13 protein-coding genes are annotated in these 17,291 nt (G+C 60.7%); 9 read left to right on the top strand and 4 right to left on the bottom strand.

The annotated features are described in order from the left end of the window. Window positions 1–7: 7 nt before the first annotated feature. The 9 genes from KQ940_RS05935 (at window position 8) to KQ940_RS05895 (ending at window position 11,837) form a co-directional block, all read left to right on the top strand. Window positions 8–1,042 carry a branched-chain amino acid ABC transporter permease gene (locus tag KQ940_RS05935; RefSeq protein WP_217412517.1) on the top strand — a complete coding sequence of 345 codons (1,035 nt, stop codon included), beginning with the start codon at window positions 8–10 and terminating at the stop codon, window positions 1,040–1,042. After that, a complete protein-coding gene (locus tag KQ940_RS05930) occupies window positions 1,039–1,758 on the top strand; it encodes an ABC transporter ATP-binding protein (protein ID WP_217412516.1) in 720 nt (239 codons plus the stop codon). Before KQ940_RS05935 ends, KQ940_RS05930 begins: the two co-directional genes overlap by 4 nt. Beyond that, window positions 1,755–2,465 (top strand): ABC transporter ATP-binding protein, encoded by a 711-nt coding sequence (locus KQ940_RS05925; protein ID WP_217412515.1) that lies wholly within the window; start codon window positions 1,755–1,757, stop codon window positions 2,463–2,465. Before KQ940_RS05930 ends, KQ940_RS05925 begins: the two co-directional genes overlap by 4 nt. 94 nt (window positions 2,466–2,559) lie before the next feature. Then, window positions 2,560–3,747: an ABC transporter substrate-binding protein gene (locus KQ940_RS05920; protein WP_217412514.1), complete on the top strand. Its 1,188-nt coding sequence runs from the start codon at window positions 2,560–2,562 to the stop codon at window positions 3,745–3,747. Window positions 3,748–4,044: 297 nt separating this feature from the next. After that, the gene (locus tag KQ940_RS05915; protein WP_217412513.1) at window positions 4,045–6,351 is read left to right on the top strand and encodes a putative bifunctional diguanylate cyclase/phosphodiesterase; all 2,307 of its coding nucleotides are present in this window, start codon (window positions 4,045–4,047) and stop codon (window positions 6,349–6,351) included. 121 nt (window positions 6,352–6,472) lie between these two features. Continuing rightward, on the top strand, window positions 6,473–7,678 hold the full coding sequence (gene pobA, locus KQ940_RS05910; protein ID WP_217412660.1) for a 4-hydroxybenzoate 3-monooxygenase: 1,206 nt from the start codon (window positions 6,473–6,475) through the stop codon (window positions 7,676–7,678). A 154-nt stretch (window positions 7,679–7,832) separates the two neighbouring features. Beyond that, entirely contained in the window at window positions 7,833–8,546 is a 714-nt protein-coding gene (locus KQ940_RS05905) for a DUF599 domain-containing protein (RefSeq protein ID WP_217412512.1), read from the top strand. Window positions 8,547–8,632: 86 nt separating this feature from the next. Next, window positions 8,633–10,555: a molecular chaperone HtpG gene (htpG, locus tag KQ940_RS05900; protein ID WP_217412511.1), complete on the top strand. Its 1,923-nt coding sequence runs from the start codon at window positions 8,633–8,635 to the stop codon at window positions 10,553–10,555. Between the two features lie 166 nt (window positions 10,556–10,721). Beyond that, window positions 10,722–11,837: a DUF294 nucleotidyltransferase-like domain-containing protein gene (locus tag KQ940_RS05895; RefSeq protein ID WP_217412510.1), complete on the top strand. Its 1,116-nt coding sequence runs from the start codon at window positions 10,722–10,724 to the stop codon at window positions 11,835–11,837. Window positions 11,838–11,846: 9 nt separating this feature from the next. Here the strand turns inward: KQ940_RS05895 and KQ940_RS05890 are convergent, their stop codons facing one another. Genes KQ940_RS05890 through KQ940_RS05875 form a run of 4 tightly spaced genes read right to left on the bottom strand, consistent with a single transcriptional unit; the run spans window position 11,847 to window position 17,232 of the window. Then, window positions 11,847–14,624, bottom strand: coding sequence for a sensor histidine kinase (locus KQ940_RS05890; protein WP_217412509.1), 2,778 nt, complete (start codon window positions 14,622–14,624; stop codon window positions 11,847–11,849). Next, the gene (locus KQ940_RS05885; RefSeq protein WP_217412508.1) at window positions 14,614–14,808 is read right to left on the bottom strand and encodes a hypothetical protein; all 195 of its coding nucleotides are present in this window, start codon (window positions 14,806–14,808) and stop codon (window positions 14,614–14,616) included. Before KQ940_RS05885 ends, KQ940_RS05890 begins: the two co-directional genes overlap by 11 nt. Then, window positions 14,805–16,847, bottom strand: coding sequence for a 3'-5' exonuclease (locus tag KQ940_RS05880; RefSeq protein ID WP_217412507.1), 2,043 nt, complete (start codon window positions 16,845–16,847; stop codon window positions 14,805–14,807). Before KQ940_RS05880 ends, KQ940_RS05885 begins: the two co-directional genes overlap by 4 nt. A 4-nt stretch (window positions 16,848–16,851) precedes the next feature. Then, window positions 16,852–17,232, bottom strand: a complete 381-nt coding sequence (locus tag KQ940_RS05875) for a response regulator transcription factor (RefSeq protein WP_217412506.1) — start codon at window positions 17,230–17,232, stop codon at window positions 16,852–16,854. Between the last annotated feature and the right edge of the window lie 59 nt (window positions 17,233–17,291).

Genomic DNA, 17,291 nt, shown 5'->3' with positions numbered 1-17,291 from the left:
GTCGACGATGGTCCATTTCAAATATCTGCTTTGGCTGGCGGCGGGTGTTCTGCTGCCACAATTACTGGGCTCGGCAACGCTGATGTCGCTGCTGACTCAGGCGGTGATCTACGCCCTGTTTGCCCTCGGCGTCGGTATCCTGCTGCGCCAGTGCGGGCTGGTCAGCTTCGGCCATGCCGCGTTTTTCGGCGGTGCCGGGTATCTGGTGGCGTTGCTGATGCGCGATCTGGAGCTGGCGGCCGGTGGTGCGATCCTGCTCACGCTGCTGGCGCTGGCGCTGGTCGGCTTCCTGCTCGGGCTGGTGGTGTCGCGCATCCCCGGTATCGCCTTCGGCATGCTGACGCTGGCGATCGGCCAGACCGTCTACCTGTCGGCGCTCAAGTCGCGGGGGCTGCTCGGGGGGGCCGATGGCCTCAATATCCACTGGCCTGCCGGTATCTTCGGCCTGGACGTGAAGCTGTTCTACGACCCGGCGAGCATGTTCGTGATCAGCTGGGTGGTGATGCTGGTGGTGATCTACCTGCTCGATCGGCTTTTCCGCACCCGCTTCGGCAGCATCACCTGCGCGATCCGCGACAACGAGGAGCGTGCCCGCTTCATCGGTCTGCACGTGACGCTGCCCAAGGCCACGGTCTACGCGATCTCGGCGGTGGTATCCGGCCTCGCCGGGATACTGTCGGCGATCTATACCGGCTTTATCTCGCCGGAAACCCTGCACTGGAGTGTCTCCGGCATGGCGCTGATCATGACCATACTCGGCGGTGTGCGCGCGCTCTGGGGGCCGATCCTCGGCGCCATCTTCTACTTCTTCGTCAAGGAGTATGTCGGCGAACTGACCGACTACTGGATGGCGATGCTCGGTGCCGTGGTGATCGTCATCGTGGTGTTCGCACCCAACGGCATCTCCGGCCTGATCGAGCCCCTGTTAAGCAGAAAACAAGAGTTAAGCCGAAAACAAGAGCTAAGCAGAAAAAAAGAGCTAAGCAGAAAACAGAAGCCGAGACAGAGCGTTATCGTCAACCGCGTGGAGGTGCGTTCATGAGCCAACCATTCTTTACGGTCAAGGATCTGGTGGTCGACTACGGCGGTGTCCGCGCCATCGGCGGGGTGCAGCTCGAACTGCAAAAAGGCGAGATCCGCGGCCTGATCGGCCCCAACGGCGCCGGTAAATCCACCTTCATCGACGCGGTGACCGGTCGGCGCATCCCCACTGCCGGTCAGGTCACACTCGGCGGCGAGGATATCACCCGCCTGCCGGTGGTGGCGCGACGAATGCGCGGGCTCTCGCGCTCCTTCCAGCGCACCAGCATCTTTGCCGAGATGCCGGTGCTGGAGCAGGTGTTTCTTGCCTCGCATCAGGCACAGGCCAGGGATCCGGAGGCGGATGCCCTGGCCATTCTCGACGAGTTGGATCTGGCGCAGTACGTCGATTGGCGCGCCGGTGAGCTGGGCTATGGCCAGCAGCGTCGTCTCGATCTGGCGCTGGCGCTGGTCGGTTCCCCGTCGGTGTTGCTGCTCGACGAGCCGATGGCGGGGCTGACGGTCACCGAATCCCGCGAACTGGCCGACCACCTGACCCGGCTGGCCCGCGAACGGGCTGTCACGGTGCTGCTGGTCGAGCACGACATGGAGATCGTGTTCGGCATCAGCGATGCCGTCACCGTGCTGGAACTGGGCCGTCTGCTGGCAGAGGGCACGCCCGATCAGGTGCGCGCCAATCCGAAGGTCCGCGAAGCCTACCTGGGGAGTGCCGCATGAACGCACAAGTCAATTCAGTTCTGAGTTTTGACCAGGTCAACGCCTATTACGGCAACGCCCACATCCTGCACAACTTCTCGCTGTCGATCAGCGAAGGGGAGAGCCTGGCGCTGATCGGCCGCAACGGTGTCGGCAAGACCACCTTCGTCAACGCTCTGTTGGGGCAGGCCAGGGTGCGTAGTGGCCAAATCACGGTGGCGGGTAAAACCCGCTCCCTCTGGCGCCCCTACCAGCCGGCCAAGGAGGGGGTGATGGTGGTGCCCCAGGGGCGGCGGATCATCGCCAACCTGACGGTGGAGGAGAACCTGCTGCTGGGTAATGCCGTGCACCGCAAGGGGCCGTGGAACGTGGAGCGGATCTACCAACTGTTCCCGATTCTGCGAGAGCGCGCCCACACCCCCGGTGCCGCGCTGTCGGGCGGTCAGCAGCAGATGCTGGCGATCGGCCGGGCGCTGATGGGCAACCCGCGGCTGATGATCCTGGATGAGCCCACCGAGGGGCTGGCGCCGGTGATCGTCGACCAGCTCGGCGACATCATCCGCCAGGTCAACGAGCAGGGTACCACGATCCTGCTGATCGAGCAGAACCTGCACCTGGTGGCCCGCGTATCGCGCCGCTACCTGGCGGTGGAGAAGGGCAGTGTGATCGCCGAGGGCGAGGTCGACCCCGGGCGGATCGAGCAGTTGCAACAGTTTGTCGTGGTCTGAGAGCGCCGGACTTAATCCCCGATTTAGTTAAGGCGCAGCGGCAGGCGCATGTTCCTGACTGCCGCAGACAATAAATCTAACAAGTGAGGTTGGAATGAAAAAACGTGAACTACTCAAGGCGATCGCAGCGACAGCCGCCATCGGCCTGTTGTCACCGCTGGTTCAGGCGAGCGAAAAAGAGCCGGTTCGCATCGGTGCCGTCTCATCCCTCTCCGGGGTGTTCGAGCAGCAGGGTCAGGAGGTGCTGCGGGCGATCGAGTTCGCGGTGGAGGAGGCGAATGCCAACGGCGGTGTCGACGGACGCAAGGTCGAGCTTGAGATCGCCGATGATGAGAGTACCCCGGACGGTGCCCGCCGCTCCGCGGAGAAGCTGGCGCGCGAGGGCCACAACCTGCTGATCGGGCCGATCTCCTCCTCGATCTCGATGACGCTGTCGCAGAACCTGGATCGCTGGGATGCGATGTATGTGGTGGTGGCCAGCAAGATGGATGCGCTGACCGGCAAATCCTGCCACGCCCGGATGTTCCGCACCAACCACAACGACGTGATGGATCTGGCGATGATGAAGGAGTGGTTGAAGACGGTGAAGGAGAAGAGGTTCGGTATCATCGCTGCGGACTACACCTGGGGCCACAGCTCGGCGGAGTTCTTCGAGAAGACGGCGGCCGAGTTGGGCAAAGAGGTTAAGGTTTCGCTGTTCGCCCCGCTGGGCACCAAGGACTTTGCGCCCTATGTGGCCCAGCTGCGTGATGCGGATATCGATGCTGTTTGGGTCGCCATGGTCGGCCGTGATGCGATCTCGTTCGTCAAGCAGGCCGACAGCTTCGGTTTGAATGACAGCAAGCGACTCATTGGTCACGCGCTGATATTCCAGTACCTGATCGACGCCACCGGCGATGCCACCCGGAATGTGTGGGGCAATATCGGCTACGGCGCCGATATCGATAATGCAAGGAACCGCCGATTCGTTGCCGGCTGGATGGATAAGTTCGGACGCGTGCCGACCGAAAACGAGGGCCAGGCCTATAACGGTATTCAGGCGATCTTCCAGGGGGTTCGGCTGGCCGGCAGCACCGAGCCGGGTGCGGTCTCCAAGGCGTTGGAAAATGCCGAGTATGAAACCATCTACGGTCCGGCGCTGATGCGCGGTGCCGATCACCAACTGCAGATACCGGACTACATCGGCCAGGTGACCAAGGTGGATGGCAAGCTGCGCCCGGTTATCGAGCGCGCGTACCCGGTTGAGCTGTACGCCAACCCCTCACAGGAGTGCGCGCTGTAAGCTGCCCTGCCATGTAATGCGGAGCTGATCCGCTAATCGGTCAAGTTAGTTTGGCGACCTGGGCCTTGCGGTTCAGGTCGTTTTCTATCCGATTTACCGTTATAACGGCTCTCATTGATAACCTGAACCGTACAGGTCAGCTTGGGTTATCGCTTCAACCGCTATTTCCGCTATTATCAGTACCTGGTTGCATACAGTTTTATAGGCGCGCTTGACCGTCATACGTGCCGAAAGCGCTCCAAGTCTGCCGTCAATGGTGGCAGTCTCCTGAGCCACAGATCAGGTAATCGGCCCAGAATGAAAAACAAGACAGCTGAACAACAGCTCTCGCGGCCGCCTGCCGATTCGGTTGGCTGGTCCGGAGCGGCACTCAGGATCTCGTTGATCTACGGCTTCTTTTCCCTGCTCTGGATCTTCCTGTCCGACGCTCTGCTCGAGATGCTGGTCACGGATGTAAAGCTTCTAAGTTTCCTGCAAACGATCAAGGGCTTTGGCTTCGTTGCTATCTCCACGCTGCTGATTTTCGGTTTGGTCAGCTACTACGCGAAACGGATGCTGGCGGCGCAGCACCATCTACGCGCTTTGATCGATACCCTGCCCGATCTGGTCTGGCTCAAGGATGAAAGGGGGATTTACCTCAGTTGTAACCGCAAGTTCGAACGCCTTTTCGGTGCCAGGGAAAGCGAGATCATCGGCAAGAGCGACTATGATTTTGTGGATGCCGAGCTGGCCGACTTTTTCCGCAAGCATGACCTGATCGCCATGCACGCCGACCGTTCGAGTATCAACGAGGAGCAGCTTACTTTTGCCGATGACGGCCATACCGAGATACTGGAAACGATCAAAACGCCTATGAAAGATGAGGCCGGCAAGTTGATCGGCATTCTCGGGGTCGGGCGTGACATAACAAAGCGCAAGCAGCGGGAAACCGAGATCAAGGTGCTGACCCAGGCGGTGGAGCAGAGTCCGGTGGCGGTGATTCTGGCCGATCCGTCGCGACAGGTCACCTTCGTCAATCGGGCGTTTGAGCGGATCTGTGGTTACGGCTCCGCTGAGGTGGTGGGACAGAGGTTCGAACCGGTCGACAGCGAGCTGAACTCTGGGGAGCTGGTGGCTGAGATCTGGCGCAGTATCAGTATTGGCGAACCCTGGCAGGGCGAGTTGAGGAGTCGGCGCAAAGGCGGGGAGCAGTATTGGGAGTATGCCTATCTGTCCCCGGTGCTCGGCAACTCAGGTGAGGTCAGTCACTATTTGGCACTGAAAGAGGATATCAGCCTGCGCAAGCAGCATGAGGAGCGGTTGCACTATCAGGCATATTACGATTCCTTGACGGCTCTGCCGAACAGGGTGTTGATCATGGACCGGCTGCAGCAGTTGATCCGTGAGGCCAGGCGTAACGACGAGTACGTCGCGGTGATGTTTCTCGATCTGGATGACTTCAAGAAGGTCAACGACAGCCTGGGGCATGATGTGGGAGATCAGGCGCTGGTACAGGCGGCATCGCGTCTGGTTGGCTCCGTGCGTGAAGGCGACAGTGTCGGTCGCCTGGGTGGTGATGAGTTTATCGTTCTGGCCGGTCATTTCAGTCGGAAAGAGTCGGTTCAGGTCGTGGCGGAAAATATTCTCGAAAGCTTTTGGGATACCTTCGACCTGGGGTCGAGACAGATCATGCTCACTGTCAGTATCGGTATCGCGATCTACCCGTTTGATGGCGAAAGCCTGAGCGAACTGTTGAAAAACGCCGATACCGCGATGTATCTGTCCAAGGCCCAGGGGCGCAATCGCTACTCCTTCTTTACGGAAGAGCTGAATCTGTGTATCAGCCGGCGACTGCAGATCGAGGAGCATCTGCGTGCAGCTATCGACAACGGCGAGCTGTCGCTTGACTACCAGCCCCAGTATGACGTGAAGAGCCGGCGGATCAGCGGTGTCGAGGCGCTGCTGCGCTGGAACAGTACCGCCCTTGGTCAGGTCGGGCCGGACGAGTTTATTCCCATCGCCGAGCAGACCGGGTTGATTGTGCCGATTGGGCGTTTCGTCCTGCGGCAGGCGTTGTCGCAAGCCGTGCGCTGGGTAGCGCAGGAGCCGTTATTTAAACTGGCGGTGAACATCTCGCCGGCGCAGTTCCGTGATGAGGGGTTGGCCGAGTTTGTGCGTCTGGAGTTGGATAGCAGCGGTTTCCCGGCATCCAGGCTTGAGCTGGAGATCACCGAGGGTATTTTGATGCGCGGGGGCCCTCTTGTGGAGGGGACGTTGGCCAAGCTGCATGAGATGGGCGTGTGCCTGTCGATGGATGATTTCGGTACCGGGTACTCGTCACTCAGTTATCTGCGCCGCTATCCGGTCGACGAACTGAAGATCGATCGCAGCTTTGTACAGGAGATGACCGTTGACCAGGCCGATATGGAGCTGGTCAGTGCCGCCATCTCCCTAGCCCGCGGGCTTGGACTTCGCGTGGTGGCCGAAGGGGTAGAAACCCAGGAGCAGCTGGATGCCCTGAACGAGATGGAGTGCGGTGTGGTGCAGGGGTTCCTGCTGAGCAAGCCGGTCAGCGCCGATGATATCGATGCCCTGTTAATGCGGCAGGAGAGTACGACTGCCTAACCCCTCTGTTCTAAAAGTACAAGTCAAGCGGACTATACTCCATTCATAAAGCAACCTCAGTGTTAGACGATTACCAGCGTTAAGTAACAGTCTGAAATTAGAGAGACGTTTTATGAAAACTATAAAAACCCAAGTAGCCATTATCGGTGCCGGTCCCTCCGGCCTCCTGCTCGGACAACTGCTGCACAAGCAGGGTATCGATAACATCATCGTCGAGCGTGTCACCGGTGATTATGTGCTGGGCCGCATCCGTGCCGGCATTCTGGAACAGGGCTTTGTCGATCTGGTGCGTGAGGCGGGTGTTGCCGAGCGTATGGATGCCGAGGGCCATGTCCACGAAGGTGTGGTGATCTCCGTGAACGGGCAGGATCATCGCATCAACCTGAAAGAGCTGACCGGTGGCGACGTAGTCGTGTGCTACGGCCAGGTCGAGATCACCCATGACCTGATGGATGCACGTGCTGCGGCAGGGCTGGAAACCCTGTACGAAGCCAGCGATGTACAGCCGCATGACGTCAAGTCCGACAGCCCCTACCTGACCTTCAGTCATGGTGGTGAACAGTATCGTCTGGAGTGCGACTATATCGCCGGTTGCGACGGCTTCCACGGTGTGTCCCGCCAGACCATCCCGGCCGAGGTGCGTACAGAGCATGAGCGTGTCTACCCCTTTGGCTGGCTCGGCCTGCTGGCCGATACCCCGCCATGCCATGAAGAGCTGATCTATGCCAAGAGCGAGCGCGGCTTCGCCCTGGCCAGCCAGCGCTCGGCAACCCGCTCCCGTTACTACATCCAGGTGCCGTTGACCGACAAGGTGGAAGATTGGTCGGACGAGGCGTTCTGGGATGAGCTTAAGGCCCGCCTGCCGGCTAAGGTGGCGGCAAATATGGTCACCGGGCCGAGCCTGGAGAAGAGCATCGCACCGCTGCGCTCCTTCGTCTGCGAACCGATGCAGTACGGCAACCTGTTCCTGGTCGGCGATGCCGCGCATATCGTACCGCCTACCGGTGCCAAGGGACTCAACCTGGCAGCATCCGATGTGGCGACGCTGTACAAGATTCTGACCCGTGTCTACAAGGACGGCGACAAGGATTGCATCAGCCAGTACTCCGAGATCGCCCTGCGTCGCGTATGGCACGGTGAGCGCTTCTCCTGGTGGATGACCAATATGCTGCACGATTTCGGCGACGAGATCGGTGGCAACGGCCTGGGTGGGCCGACCTTCCACCGTTTCATGGAGTCCGAACTGGATTACTTCCTCAACCATGAAAACGGTCGTCGCGTCATCGCTGAGCAGTATGTAGGCCTTCCCTACGAAGATCCGAAGTAAGCCCGCAGTAGCGGAATAGCGTAAGAGAGCACCCCAAAATACCCGCCGCCGTGCGGGTATTTTCGTCTCTGCCGGCATCCCTTGGCCATCGACAGCAGACTTTCACCGACAGTCAGGCTAAGCTGGACGCGTTTCCACTGAATGCGATGGACCGATGCTTGAACTCCAGACTTTCCTGACCCAAAACTGGCTTAACCTTGTTGCACTGATCTGGTTCTTGATCTGCTTCAAGGGCTACATGCTGTATGCCGAGCGCAAGGCACGCACCACCGCCTGTCTGTCGAGCATCATGCACCTGTATCGGACCGAGTGGATGCGACGGATGCTGGATCGGGATATGCGCATGGCCGATACCGCGGCCATCGCCAACCTGGAGCGCAGCGTCTCCTTCTTCGCGTCGACCACGATCCTGGTGCTGGCCGGCCTGATGACCCTGCTTAGCTACACCGAGAGGGCGATCACCCTGGTGGAGCACCTGCCGCTGGTGCGCCCGGCCACACCGCTGGAGTGGGAGCTTAAGCTGCTGGTGCTGCTGACGCTGTTCATCTACGCCTTTTTCAAGTTCACCTGGAGCCTGCGTCAGTATGGCTTTGTGTCGGTGATGGTCGGCTCCTCGCCGGGGCCTGCCGATGGTCTGGATGAAAAACACCTGCAGGCGCATGCCGCCCGCATCGCCAGGATGAGCTCCATCGCCGCGAACAACTCCAACCTGGGGCTGCGTACCTACTACTTCAGCCTGGCGGTGCTGGCCTGGTTGATCAACCCCTGGTTGTTCATGGCGATGTCGGCGGGAATCGTCTACGTGCTCTATCAGCGCGAGTTTACTTCACCGACGCTGAAGACGCTGCTGATGAGCACCGAGATATAAAACCTGCTCGCCAGCCTTGAAATGGATCTCGTTGACCCCATCTTTGCTTGGGACAATAAACCTAAGCGGAGTTGGGTAAACGAGCTATGAGCACCGAAACACAGAAAGAGACCCTTGGCTTTCAGACGGAAGTGAAACAGCTGCTGAAGCTGATGATTCACTCTCTCTACTCCAACAAGGAGATCTTCCTGCGCGAGCTGATCTCGAACGCATCCGATGCGTCGGAGAAGCTGCGCTTCGAGGCGCTGTCCAATGCGGACCTGTACGAGAACGACGGCGATCTGAAGATTCGCGTCGAATTCGACGAAGAGGCCAAGACCGTTTCTATCATCGATAACGGTATCGGCATGAGCCGCCAGGATGTGATCGACCACCTGGGCACCATCGCCAAATCCGGCACTGCCAGCTTCCTCTCCAGCCTGACCGGCGACCAGGCGAAGGACAGCCAACTGATCGGTCAGTTCGGCGTCGGCTTCTATTCCGCCTTTATCGTTGCCGACCAGGTGGATGTCTTTACCCGCCGTGCCGGTCTCTCCTCCGAGGAGGGCGTGCACTGGTCCTCGAAGGGCGAGGGCGAGTTCAGCATCGAAAATGTCGAACTGCCAAAGCGTGGTACTCGTATCGTGCTGAAGCTGAAAGAGGGTGAAGAGGAGTTCGCCAACGCCTACCGTCTGCGTACGCTGGTGCGCAAGTACTCCGATCATATCGCCATCCCCGTGCTGATGGCGAAGCAGGAGATCCCCTCAGACGAGGAGGAGGGCGAGGAGAAAAAGGCGGACAAGGCACCCGAGTTCGAAACCGTCAACGCCGCCACCGCACTCTGGTCGCGCAGCAAGAGCGAGATCACCGACGAGGAGTACAAGGAGTTCTACAAGCACGTCTCCCACGACTTCGCCGAGCCGCTGGCCTGGGCGCACAACCAGGTTGAGGGCAATCTGGAGTACACCAGCCTGCTTTACCTGCCGGAGCGCGCACCCTTCGATCTGTGGAACCGCGAGGCGCCGAAGGGGCTGAAACTGTACATCCAGCGCGTATTTATCATGGACCAGGCGGATGAGTTCCTGCCGCTCTACCTGCGCTTCATCAAGGGGGTGGTCGATTCCAAGAACCTGTCGCTGAACGTCTCCCGCGAGATCCTGCAGAAGGATCCCAACGTGGACAAGCTGCGCACCGCGCTGACCAAGCGCGCGCTGGATATGCTGGCGAAACTGGCCAAGAACGAGCCGGAGAAGTACAACAGCTTCTGGAAAGAGTTCGGCCAGGTGCTGAAAGAGGGCCCGGCGGAGGATTACGCCAACCGCGAGAAGGTGCTCAAGCTGCTGCGCTTCGCCTCTACCCATAACGACAATGCCGAGCAGACAGTGGGTCTGGATGACTACGTCAGCCGCATGAAAGAGGGGCAGGAGAAGATCTACTACGTGGTGGCCGACTCCTACAATGCGGCCAAGAGCAGTCCGCACCTGGAGATCTTCCGCAAGAAGGGCATCGAGGTGCTGCTGCTGTCCGATCGTATCGACGAGTGGATGATGAGCCAGCTGTTCGACTTCGACGGCAAGTCGTTCCAGGATGTCAGCAAGGGTGAGCTGAACCTGGGCGATGTCGAGTCCGAAGAGGAGAAGAAGCAGCAGGAGGAGGTCGCCAAGCAGATGGAGGGCCTCACCGAGCGTCTGAGCAGCGCGCTGGGCGAGCGGATCAAGGAGGCGCGGGTTACCCACCGCCTGACCGAGTCTCCGGCCTGCCTGGTGGTCGGCGATTACGACATGGGTGCGCAGATGCGCAAGATCATGGAAGCGGCCGGTCAGGCCGTGCCCGAGGTGAAGCCGATCTTCGAGTACAACCCGGAGCATCCGCTGATCGCCAAGCTGGACAAGGAGCCGGATGAAGACCGCTTCAAGGATCTGGCGCTGGTCCTGTTCGATCAGGCGGAACTGGCCGCCGGCGGGCAGCTCGACGATCCCGCTGCCTACATCGGCCGCCTCAACAAGCTGCTGCTTGAACTGAGCGCCTGATAGCCCTCGGTAACGACACCACCAACAACACCCCGGCCCCGGCCGGGGTGTTGCGTTTATGTACAGGAGGTACGGTATGCCGCGGGCGCAGGGATGCGCAGGAGCGGCTGACTGGTAAAACCCCGAACGCCCTCTATGCTGAGAGTAAAACGGCAGGGAGGTTCGGGTGCGGTCGGTCTGGCGCAATCTATTTGGTGCACAACGCGGCCTGGCGTTGCGGTTGCCACCCCATTTGCTTTCGCCGCTGGAAAGGGCGCTTGAACGCCTGGGGCCTGATACCAGCCTGGCCGAGGCCAAGGCCTGGCAACCGCAGCTGGTCGAAGCGCTGCAGCAGCTCGAGCTGCCCGCCTGGCTGATCTCGGAGTTGATCAGCGACCATAACGATCTGCTCTATCGCGTCGCCATCGAACGCTCCATAGAGCAGATGCGTGCTACCGGATGGGGCTCGCCGCCAGTGGATTTCTGTGTGCTGGCGATGGGCTCCAGTGGGCGCCATGAGAGCCTGTTGCACCCGGACCAGGACAATGCGCTGATCCTCGAAAACTATCCCGATGAGCGCCACAATGAGGTCGACGGTTGGTTCAGGACCCTGGCCAGCCAGTTCACTGCACTGCTGGACGAAGCGGGGATACCCTACTGCAAGGGGCATGTCATGGCGTCGATGCCGCTCTGGCGTAAACCGATAGATGCCTGGCGTGAGCAGATGCGGTTGTGGATGGCGACGCGACGGGTCAAGGTCGTGCAGCAGTGCAATATTCTGTTCGATTTCGCACCGGTGTATGGAGACGAGACGCTGGCCGACCAACTGCGTGATGCTATTCTGGAGCAGGTGCCCACGGCCGGTCTGTTTCTGCATGAGATGGCGGCGCTGATCGATGAATCCCCGGTCGCTCTGGATCGCTTTGATCGGCTGCATGGCGATGGACGCGAGGCTCCGCACCCCGATGCGGTCAATCTGAAGCGGCAGGGCCTGTTGCCGTTGACCGGCGCGCTGCGCCTGCTGGCGCTGCGCCACGGTTGCCGGGAGGTTGGCACCCGCGCGCGCGCCATCTGGCTGGAGCAGGCGGAGATCCTGTCGCCGGGTCAGGGGCGGAGTGTCTGTCAGGCGGCGGAGCATCTGGTGCGCCTGCTGCTGGATGCGCAGATGAGTAACTGGCGCCAGGGCGGCCAGCCGGATAACTGGATCGATCTGCGTCGGCTAGCCGACCCGCAACTGCGAGAGTTGCAGCAGGATCTGAAGCAGATTCGTCAGCTACAGCGCCTGGCTCAGCAGAGTCTTTGATGGCCGTTGCTATTCGACCCGGCTTTTGAGGCTTTCGCTCTGGACCAGCTCGGGGGCCTGCGGCAGCTCCACGACGAAACAGGCCCCTCCCCACTGTTCGCCATGATCGGCCCATAGCCTGCCACCCAGTTGATTGATGATGCCGCGGCTGATCGGCAGGCCCAGGCCGGTACCACGAGGGCGGCTGGCCGGCGTGCGGTGCAGCTGCTGCTCTTGCGCCTGCTCGATCTGGTGGAACTTTTCGAACACCTTCTCCCGCTCCGCCTCGGCAATACCGGGGCCGTTATCTTCGACGGTCAGTCGATAGGAGCGCTTGAAGGGGGTCAGTGTCAGCACTACGCGCGGATTATGCTCGTCGGCGAACTTGTTGGCGTTGCCGAGCAGATTGATCAGCACCTGTTGCAAGCGGTCGGCGTCGGCCACGATCCAGCTGGGGTTTTTGGGTAGCTTGAGTTCCAGCTCCACACCGCGCTCCTCGTTGAGGCGGGTAACAGTGTCCACCGAGCGGTGTACCAGTTCGTTGAAGTCGCAGCGTGTGGGCTTGAGCGTCATCCGTCCCGACTCGAGCCGGGCCATATCCAGGACCTCTTCGATCAGTCGCGACAGGCGCTCGCTCTCACGTACGATGATGTCGATGAAATGGGCACGCTTTTCGTCTGGAATCTGGCCGGAGTCGCGCAGTATTTCGGCAAAGGCGCGGATCGAGGTCAGCGGCGTGCGCAGTTCATGACTGACCATGGCGACAAACTCATCCTTGAGCCGGTCCAGCTCGCGCAGTCGCTCGTTGGCGCTGCGCAGCTCCTCGCCGATGCGCGCCAGTTCGGACGACTTCTGTTCCAACCGGCGGTTGTATTCCAGCGCCTGGGAGGTGGTGTCGAGAATGCTCAGAATGGAGGAGATCTCCAGCGCCTCGCCGCGCACCACCGAGTTGATCAGGATGCGTGCGGTGGCACTGCCCAGGGCGCCGGTCAGTCCATGTTCGGCCGCCGCGATCATCTCCGGTGTGGCTGGTGTCTCATCGTCCGGTTGCGGCCGGGTATGGCCCAGCAGGCGGCGGCTGGCGCTATCGCCCAGATAGCGGCTCAGCAGCATGAACAGTTCATATCGGCTGGCATGACCTTGCCAGATGGCGGCCTGGGCCGCTTCCGGCCTCAGCGCGTTGGTGAACAGCGCCGCCTGGGTTTGTTCCAGGCCATTTTGCCGGCTGAACAGGGACAGGCCGACCAGCAATCCCAGGTTCACCAGCAGGCTCCAGAACAGGGCGTGGGTGTAGATATCCCAACCCTCCAGTCCGAACAGGGCATAGGGGCGTAGCCAACTGAGGCCGAAGGGGCCGTTGTCGATAAAGCCGGTATCCAGCCAGCCGGACTGCGCAAAACCGGGGATCAACAGCGTCCAGCCCCAGGCCAGAATGCCCGCGATCATGCCGGCGGCGGCGCCCGTGCGGCAGGCTCCCTTCCAATACAGACCAAGCAGCAGTGAAGGTGCGAATTGAGCGGCGGCGGCAAAGGAGACCAGGCCGATGGTGACCAGGCTGTAGGCTTCGCCAATTAGCGCGTGATAGAGGTAGCCGAGGATCAGGATCAGGATGATCGCGATACGGCGGATGCCGAGCAGCCAGCCCGACAGATCGTGGCGTCTATCCAGGTGCAGGCTGGGCAGGCGGATCAGCAGCGGCATCACCAGCTGGTTGCTGACCATGGTCGACAAGGCAATGGTCTCGACGATCATCATGCTGGTGGCGGCCGACAGGCCGCCGATGAACACCAGTAGGGGCAACCAGTGGAGCCCCGAGGCAAGCGGCAGTGTCAGTACGAAGTTGTCCGGCTCACCGGTGGCGGCGCCCCCCATCAATCCGGCCAGGGCGATTGGGATCACAAACAGGTTGATCAGCAGCAGGTAGAGCGGGAATAGCCAGGTGGCGCGGCGCAGATGCTGTTCGTTGACGTTCTCTACCACCAATACCTGGAACTGCCGGGGTAGGGTGATGAACGCCAACATTGCCAGTATCAGTGTGCCAAACCAGCCCAGAGCGCCGCCCGGTACCTGATCCAGGCCAAAGCGATGACTGATGTCGGGTATGAGCAGGGATGCCTGGGTGATCAGATCCGTAGGGCCGTCGTAGAGGATGAACGTGGCGAAACCGCCTACCGTCAGAAAGGCGCAGAGTTTGATGATCGATTCGAAGGCGATCGCCGTCACCATCCCCTCATGGCGCTCACTGGCGTCCAGGTGCCGGGTGCCGAACAGGATGATGAACACCGACAGCACCAGCGCGACCCAAAACGCCTTGTCCTCCATAAAGCCGCTGAGCGAGAGCTGGGGTTGGCTCTGGTCGGGGTATTGAGTCAGGATCGCATAACTGACCGTAATCGCCTTAAGCTGCAGGGCGATATAGGGCATGATCGCAATGATGGCGATCAGCGCCACCAGCGCGCCGATCGCGCCGCTCTTGCCGTAGCGGGCGCTGATGAAGTCGGCGATCGAGGTGATGCGCTGCGCCCGGGCAATGCGGATCATCTTCCGAATCAGCATCCAGCCGCACAGCATCGCCAGGGTCGGGCCCAGATAGATCAGCAGGAAACTGGGACCGGTGGTGGCGGCGCGGCCGACACTGCCGTAGAAGGTCCAGGCGGTGCAGTAGACAGCGATCGACAATGAATAGATGGTCGGCGAGTTGACCAGCGACCGGCGCTGCTCCGCGCGCCGGTCGCCCCAGGCGGCGATGACGAACAGCAGCGCCAGGTAGCTGAACGCAACGAACAGGACGGTGGCGCTACTCCTCATGGTGGCGCTCCAGGATCAGCGCGGCGCCGAGGATCAACAGTGCCCAGATCAGGAATATGATGCCCGACAGGGTAGAGAAGTCGGCGATGCCGGGTTGGTCGAACAGTAGCAGTAGCGGCGGTGAAAACAGCACCAGTCCGAGTATCGTCAGGGCTAACAGGCGGCTCTGTTCCGGTGATCTCATCTCTTGCTCTCCAGTTCTACCCTCATCTGCAGTGCCAGAGCGTCTTCCAGGGTATGGACTCCACGTGCGTTCAGTCTTGGTAACAGGGCTAGCAGCAGCTCGGCGGTGACCCGCGCGTCGCCAAGTGCCGTATGTCGGGTGCCGGGCGGGAATATAAGTTGAAATCGCTCAGCCAGTACATCCAATCCGTGGCCTTCAAGCGTTGGGTCCAGCGCGCGTGAGAGCAGCAGGGTATCCAGCACCGGCATATCGAAACTGACGCCGCACTCGTCACCGGCCAGACGCACCGCGAGTAGATCGAAAGCGGCATTGTGTGCGACCAGCACGCCGGAGCCGACATAGTGGCGGAATCTTGGCAGGATAATGTCGATCGGCGGTGCACTCGCCACATCGTCGTTGCACAGGCCGTGGATAAGGGTGCTGGCGGCGGGAATGTCACGTTGAGGATTGACCAGCTGATCGAAGCTGTCCTGGGCCAGCAGGCGGCCATTGATGATCCGGCATGCGGCGATACTGATGATGCGGTCTCCGCCGCGCAGGTTCAGGCCGGTGGTTTCGGTATCGAATACGATCATCTCCAACCGGGTGAGCGGTGTATGGGACTGTACGCTGTCCGGGGGAGGCAGTTCGGCGATACTGAAGTCATGGAACTCCGGTCGCTCCTGGCTGGTGTCTGCCGCTCTGGGTAGTGCGCCGCGCAACGAAGACGGCACCGGCAGTCGCAGGCAGGCACGCGCCTCCGATTTGCGTATCAGCGACCAGAGATCGGCGTCGTGCTGGTTGAGTACATCCGAAATTTTGGGCGAGAGTTCGTCATCGAACAGGGGGAGGTCACGCCACCGGCTCAATAACTGCTCGCTCAGCGGCGATCCGCTCCAGATCAGGTCCAGGTAGACGCGATGGTTGCCCAGCAACACCTCCACGTCCAGGCTGGGTGTTTTAAGCGTCGCACACAGGTGTGTAATCATCACCTCCAGCATGGCCAGCAGCGCCGGACCATCGACACGAATCCACACAGGAATTCCGATAGCGGTAAGCGTAATCGACTGTGCCGTCAGGCGTTCCTGCAGGGCGCGGAACAGGTCGTTGGACCAGGTGTCCTCCAGCGAGGACTGACTCAGCTGCTGAGACTCGACCAGCCGGGTCAGCTCGCTGACCCGCTCGGTGAGCATCTGGCTCTCCTGGTTGATCGCCTGAACCAGTCGGCGTTTGAGCTCGAGCTTGTCTTCCGCCTGCAGAAGCGCCTCCACTGCACTGCGCATCGAGCCGGTATGGCCGCGCAGCCTGGGCAGGAGCTCAGCCAGTGCACGCCGCCAGCGCTGACCGGCCTCGAGTTCATGGGTTGTGTCGTGTAAGACGATCAAGGCGCCGCCATGCTGCGCATCAAGTTTTCGTAATTCGCATCTGAGCCAGCGCGCCTCGCCCGGCAGCAGCAGTTGGCGCGGGCTGCCATCGGCCGGCAGTTGACGTAGCGCATCGCCCAGACTGGCGTGCGGCAGGAGTTGGCTTACCTGACGGCCAAGTCCAAGTGCCGGTTGATCGTGGAACAGGGTGCGGGCGGCCGGGTTAAACAGCAGCAGACGTTGATGTTCATCACAGATCAGTATCGGAAGATCCAATACCTGAAGCAGGATCTCCAGCTCCTGCTGAATATAAGCGGCGTGTGCAGCGCCTTCGTTGCGGGCTACGAGGACGCGTTCGCGATCGCCTCGCCACCCTTCGCGTATCTGGTCCAGATCGGGTTGCAGGGGGGCAAGCCAGCCATCGAGAGGGAAATCCGACTGGGCGTCAGGGGCAGCAACTAGCCGGGCCAGCAGCACCTGGAACTGCCGCAATGGGCGAAACAGACGCTTCTCAAGCAGTGCCCCTAGCACCAGCACCAATACACCGGGCAGCAGGCAGAGTAACCAGACAGCGGCGCGCTCTGTGGTGTCGAGCGTGAGTGTGGAATCCAGCCAGAGTAGCAGTCCGATACCGGAAAACAGCAAAATACCGGTCAGCAACAGCCAAAGCCCAAGCAGGCGCTGACGAGGCGGCATACGATTACTCCATCCGGCTACTGTTACCCAGCAGGGCTTGAATGCGTGCAACCAACTCCTGGGTTGAGAAGGGCTTGGTGATATAGTCGTCGGCGCCCAGTGCGATCCCTTTCTCCTTCTCCACCTCGCGGCCATGGGCGGTGAGCATCACCACAGGCAGCGCCCGTGTGGCGGGCTGCTCACGCAGTCGCTCCAATACATCGAATCCACTGATGCCGGGCAGGCTGATATCGAGCAGCAACAGGTCGGGAGGGCTGGCAGCGACCTTGGCTAGCGCGCTCTCTCCGGTGTCGGCGGTGTCCACTTCCAGCCCCGCCTGCTGCATCAGAAACTCAAGCGACAACAGGATATTCGGCTCATCGTCCACGATCAGTACCCGGGCCATAGGCTCTCCTGGGACAGTTCATCCAGCAAGTGGATGAATTCCTTTATTAAAGTCTCTGA

Source organism: Marinobacterium ramblicola (assembly GCF_019084545.1).
Lineage (GTDB): Bacteria > Pseudomonadota > Gammaproteobacteria > Pseudomonadales > Balneatricaceae > Marinobacterium_D > Marinobacterium_D ramblicola.
The sequence above is the reverse complement of the archived record's forward strand: the minus strand, read 5'-3'. Positions and strand labels throughout refer to the sequence as shown.